Source organism: uncultured Bacteroides sp., assembly GCF_902491285.1.
In the GTDB taxonomy this organism is placed as follows: domain Bacteria; phylum Bacteroidota; class Bacteroidia; order Bacteroidales; family Bacteroidaceae; genus Bacteroides.
Genome location: NZ_CABUHK010000152.1, coordinates 1 through 5,720, shown reverse-complemented (window position 1 = coordinate 5,720; position 5,720 = coordinate 1). Strand labels below are relative to the sequence as shown.

General features: G+C 44.9%; 7 protein-coding genes. All 7 read right to left on the bottom strand.

Annotated elements, in window-relative coordinates; translation table 11 throughout:
* Positions 1–542 (bottom strand): AIR synthase related protein (locus tag RDN93_RS21565; protein WP_374047432.1); only part of this gene is annotated, 542 nt, incomplete at its 3' end.
* A 156-nt stretch (positions 543–698) separates the two neighbouring features.
* Positions 699–1,280: a LemA family protein gene (locus RDN93_RS21560; protein WP_308747377.1), complete on the bottom strand. Its 582-nt coding sequence runs from the start codon at positions 1,278–1,280 to the stop codon at positions 699–701.
* 48 nt (positions 1,281–1,328) lie between these two features.
* Complete coding sequence (locus RDN93_RS21555) at positions 1,329–2,246, bottom strand: TPM domain-containing protein (RefSeq protein WP_308747376.1); 918 nt, start codon at positions 2,244–2,246, stop codon at positions 1,329–1,331.
* A 72-nt stretch (positions 2,247–2,318) separates the two neighbouring features.
* Positions 2,319–3,269: an alpha/beta hydrolase gene (locus tag RDN93_RS21550; protein WP_308747375.1), complete on the bottom strand. Its 951-nt coding sequence runs from the start codon at positions 3,267–3,269 to the stop codon at positions 2,319–2,321.
* A 52-nt stretch (positions 3,270–3,321) separates the two neighbouring features.
* Entirely contained in the window at positions 3,322–4,068 is a 747-nt protein-coding gene (locus RDN93_RS21545; protein WP_308747374.1) for a shikimate dehydrogenase, read from the bottom strand.
* Between the two features lie 39 nt (positions 4,069–4,107).
* On the bottom strand, positions 4,108–4,845 hold the full coding sequence (gene ubiE / locus RDN93_RS21540) for a bifunctional demethylmenaquinone methyltransferase/2-methoxy-6-polyprenyl-1,4-benzoquinol methylase UbiE (RefSeq protein ID WP_308747373.1): 738 nt from the start codon (positions 4,843–4,845) through the stop codon (positions 4,108–4,110).
* 33 nt (positions 4,846–4,878) lie between these two features.
* The coding region (locus RDN93_RS21535; RefSeq protein ID WP_308747372.1) for a phosphoribosylaminoimidazolesuccinocarboxamide synthase at positions 4,879–5,720 on the bottom strand (842 nt) is incomplete at its 5' end.

Genomic DNA, 5,720 nt, shown 5'->3' with positions numbered 1-5,720 from the left:
CCCGGACGGATATTGGCATTGTTGATAACGTCCGAACGTTTCATACGGCAAGTTACGGTAGAGTCAACTATGATAGTGCGTACCAGGTCGCCTACATCGGCAGTTTCGCCACCGGTTGCATATACGCCTACCCCCATTTCGCGGAGTTCGGCAAGTAATTCGTCTGTTCCGTTGATGATGGCGGAGATCACTTCTCCCGGGATTAATAACTTATTACGTCCGATAGTTGAAGAGACAAGAATATTATCTACGGCACCTACACAAAGCAGGTCGTCGATATTCATAATCAAGGCATCTTGGGCGATTCCTTTCCAGACAGACAAGTCACCTGTTTCTTTCCAGTACATATAAGCAAGGGAAGATTTGGTTCCGGCACCGTCAGCATGCATGATGTTGCAATATTCAGGGTCACCTCCCAATATATCGGGAATAATTTTGCAGAATGCTTTCGGGAAAATTCCTTTGTCGATGTTCTTGATGGCGTTGTGCACATCTTCTTTTGATGCGCTTACTCCACGCATCATGTATCGTTGATTACTCATGAGTTATAGAATTATTTTGTATACGGCTGCAAAAGTACTGCTTTTTTTTCGTACAGACAACTATCTGAATAGAAATGCCGCTGACTAATAAAGTTTTCGTGCCTAATGAGATACGAATACTTTTAGTCAACGGCAAAGTCTTTTCAGCAGATTTTCTTAGAACTCTACTTTCGGCGCTTTCTCGCTACCTTCTTCCGCTTCAAAATATGCTTTCTTATCGAAGCCGAACATTCCTGCAAAGATGTTCTTTGGGAAACGGCGGATATTGGTGTTGTAAGCTTGGGCGGCATCGTTGAAGTTCTTGCGTGCTACATTGATACGGTTCTCAGTCCCTTCCAATTGTGCCTGCAACTCAAGGAAATTCTGATTAGCTTTCAAGTCAGGATAATTTTCTGTGATAGCTAATAATTTACCTAATGCGGAAGTTACAGCGCCCTGTGCTTTCTGATATTGGGCGAGTTTTTCCGGTGTCAGGTCGGCGGCATCCACTTTTATTTGGGTTGCCTGACTGCGTGCGGCAACCACTCCCTCCAATGTTTCTTTTTCGTGCGTTGCATATCCTTTCACTGTATTTACCAGGTTGGGAATCAAGTCGGCACGGCGTTGGTATTGAGTTTCTACATTCGCCCATTGCCCACTTACACGCTCGTCCATAGTAACCAGACCGTTATATACGCTGACTGCCCAGATGACAAGAATAGCTACAACAGCTAAAATGATGATAATTGACTTTTTCATGTTTATTGTTTTTATTGATATTGATAATCTGATTTCTGAATCTTATTTTTAGAACCGTGAGCCGGCACCACCGCCACCACCCATTCCGCCGCCGAAGCTGCCTCCGCCAAAGCCACCGCCGCTTCCGCCGAAACTTCCACCACCCATTCCGCCAATGAACGGTCCTCCGCCGCCACCGCGATGGTGATAATCGTTCTCATAACTTTGTTGGCGACGTACGAGGGTGTGTCCGCAGTTTCTACACGTATAAGTGACATCTTCGGTCTTTACTCCGTTGATTCGGGAAACTACTCTGCTGCTACTTCTCTGTAACGTATGCTTTCCGCATTTCGGGCAACGGCTTTGTTTGCGTGCGGCAAAGAAAGCAATACCTCCTCCAATCAGAATAAAGAAGAAAACAGCAAGAATAAAATCGAATGGACTACTGTCGCTTGAATCGGAAAGGGAGTCATTCTCCATAGAACCGTCAAGCCGCTGGCAAGTCGCCTTCAAGCCTGCTACCATTCCTGCATCCCAGTTTCCGTCTTTTAGATAAGGAATCATATACTTCGTTTGAATCCTCTTGCAAATAGCATCAGGAAGAACGCCTTCCAAACCATAGCCGGTGTAAAACTGGATACAACGTTGATCGGTAACCAGCAAAATAACCAGACCGTTGTTTTTGTCTTTCTTTCCCACGCCCCATTTGTTGAGTAATTGATGGCAGAAATCAAAACAGTCTTCCTCTCCGATGGAAGGCACTGCGGCAACTACCGTTTCAATTCCCGTTTGCTGCTCCAAGGCATAAAGCATGGTGTCTATACTGTCACAAGCTGCCTGTGAAAGTATTCCCGCCGGGTTACAAACATACTGCGTTTTATTTTGCAGATGAACTTTCGGAAGATTGTCTACCGTATATACTTTTTCTTGAGCCTGTAAGGGAATCAGTAGAAAAGTGAAGATTATAAGTGTGAAAATTGATTTCATAACAGTCGTTTTACGGATACAAATATAGAAACTTTTTCCCTAATGAATCTAAAACTCCTTGTTATAATAGGTTTAATGAATATATCGCCCGACGAACTCACGGACTTTATCGGTGTATTCCTGTTTATTTTCTTGGTATGAGACGGCATGGGCGGCACCCGGCACAATCCAGAGTTCCTTAGGTTCCGGCTTTGCTTCATAAAGGGGATAAACCATCCAAGTCGGCACATATGTATCTTTATCCCCATGGATAAACAGCATCGGCAACTCACACTTCGCCACCTGTTTCAGTGAAGAAGCTTCTTTGAAGTTCCAACCGTATTTCTTTTCGCATAGCCAGCTTGTGGTATACATTAGCGGGAAAGGCGGAAGACTGAAAGATGATTTTAGCTCATGAGAAAATTCATCCCATACGCTGGTGTAGCCACAATCTTCTACGAAGCATTTTACAAAAGGCTGCTGTTCCTCGCCGGACACCATCATTGTGGTTGCACCACCCATCGAAATGCCGTGTACCACCATCTGTGTGCTATCTCCGAAAATTCCGTTGGCGATATTCATCCACTGCAACACATCCAAACGGTCTTTCCAGCCCATCTGAATGGCGCGGCCTTCACTTTCTCCCTGATGCTGAAGGTCGGGAAGTAAAATGTTATAGCCTAAATCACGGTTATACAGATAGCCGATCATAAACATACGAATAGCATTATCCGTATAGCCGTGGACAATAACCGCTGTCTTGTTGGTAGGTTCGGGAGCGGCGACATAGTAAGCATGAAGCTGTATGCCATGCGGGTTGATGATAAAAGTATCTTTCAGTGCATCTGCTTGTCGCAGACTATCCACCCATGGGCGCAAAAAGGGGTAGTTTTTGTACATGAAGGGATAAGAGTCTGCATCTTTGGACAAAATCTTTGCGTTCGGAGTTAAAGAGAAGTTCAACATATAGAAACTTCCTCCGATAGTGCAACCGGTCAACATCAACAGGGCGATGATAATGCTATAAACTACTTTTCTCTTCATATAATACCTTTACCTTTTTACTCTCTCGCCTTGGAAAAGGGTGGGAGAGATTCTATTTATGCCAGATTTCCCAAGCGGCAAATGCCTGAAGAAGCAACATTTCAAGACCGTTTTTTACGACAGCGCCTTGTGCTTCTCCCTTTTTCATGAAAAGGGTAACGTTCGGATTATATAACAAATCGTAGAGTAAATGGTTCGGAGTAATCAATTCATAAGGAATATTGGGACAGAAATCGACCTTGGGAAACATACCTACAGGAGTACAGTTAACGACTACCGTATATTCTGCCATGATTTCAGGGCTTAGTTCCTCATAAGTCAGCATACCGTCCGCTTTGTGAGTGCGCGAAACGAATATACTTTCGATTCCCAGATTTTTAAGTCCGTGGTAAACGGCTTTGGAGGCTCCACCGGTGCCTAGAATCAAAGCCTTTTTGTGATGAGGTTGCAATAAGGGTTGGATGGATTGAGTAAATCCGATAATATCAGAATTATAGCCGACCAGCTTCACTTTCCCTTTCGGTTGGCGGATAATCTTGATTACGTTCACAGCGCCGATTTTGGCAGTATCAGGATCCAACTCGCTCAAGAAAGGAATGACTTGCTCCTTGTAAGGGATAGTAACATTAAGACCCCGTAGGCTAGGATTCTCTTCAATCACTTCCATGAAATCATTGATTTGGGGAATCTCAAAATTCACATATTCCGCATCAATTCCTTCAGATTTAAACTTTTCATTAAAGTATCCGATAGAGAATGAATGTCTCAGTGGGTAGCCGATTAAACCATATTTTTCCATAATACGAAAGGGTTAAATTAATCAATCATAAAAAAAACGTTATTTTGTCGCGGTATAAAGAGTGCAGATACCAAATGTCAGCCGCCGGAAATTTACTTCGCTGAATCCGGCTCGTGTGATGACTCCTTTCATGACTTCCCCTTGGGGAAATACTTTGATGGTGTCCGGCAGATAGCGGTAGGCACTGTTGTCTTTGGAAAGCAGCTTGCCCAGCAATGGAATGACGACTTTAGAGTAGACGGAAAACAGTTGCTTCATCGGGAAACGGTCGGGAGTGGTGAGTTCCAGAATCACGAGATGCCCCCCCGGTTTCAATACCCGGCACATTTCCGATAGTCCTTTGTCGAGGTCTTCAAAATTGCGGATACCGAACGCTACGGTAATGGCGTCAAAATCATTGTCGGCAAAAGAAAGTGAAGTACAGTCCTCCCGGGCAAAAGAGATTCTGTCCGAGAGTCCTTCCTTCTTAACTTTTTCACGTCCCACATTCATCATACCCTCCGAGATGTCCGTACCGATTAGTTCGGCAGGCTGCAACTTGCGGCAGGCGAGGATGGCGAAATCCCCTGTGCCGGTAGCTACGTCCATCATACGTTGCGGTTGGAAAGGACGCAGCCAAGCAATGGCTTTGCGACGCCAACTGCGGTCGATACCCAAAGATAAGGTATGATTCAGTTTGTCGTAGGCATGTGCGATGTTGTCGAACATACGTTCCACTTGCTCGGTCTTCTTTCCTTCCTCGTCGTAAGGCTTGATATGCTGCTGTGGGTAGTCCATTTATTTTAATGATTAGTGGATAGTGATTAACGGTTAATCATTAATCGTTAATAAAACGTTCTTTTCGATACGTTCAGCGATGTTGCTGGTATCTTCTTTTACAAATTTCTCACCGGTGATGTTTTCGAACAATTCGATGTAACGGTCACTGATGCTCTGTACGATAGCCGGAGTCATTTCGGGTACTTTCTGACCTTCTTTGCCCTGGAAACCGTTTTCCATCAGCCATTCGCGGACAAACTCTTTGGAAAGCTGTTTCTGCGGTTCGCCTTTTTCGAAACGTTCCTGATAGCCTTCTGAGTAGAAATAACGGCTGGAGTCGGGAGTATGGATTTCATCCATCAGGTAGATAGTACCGTTGTGCTTGCCGAATTCATATTTTGTATCGACAAGAATCAATCCGCGTTCCGCAGCGATTTCTGTACCACGTTTGAAGAGAGCCAGCGTATATTTTTCAAGCACTTCATACTCTTCGGGAGTAGCCAGTCCTTGTTTCAGGATTTCTTCTTTGGAGATGTCTTCGTCATGCAGTCCCATTTCGGCTTTGGTGGTCGGAGTTACGATGGGTTCGGGGAATTTTTCGTTCTCACGCATTCCGTCTGGCAACTTCACGCCGCAAATTTCACGTACACCGCTTTTGTAAGCACGCCATGCGCTGCCGCACAGATAACCGCGTACAATCATTTCTACAGGAAAACCTTCGCACAATACGCCGACTGTTACCATCGGATCCGGCGTAGCCAGTTTCCAGTTCGGACAGATGTCAGTAGTGGCATCAAGGAATTTGGCTGCAATCTGGTTCAGCATTTGTCCTTTGTAGGGAATACCTTCAGGCAGTACTACGTCAAAAGCCGAAATACGGTCGGTTGCTACCA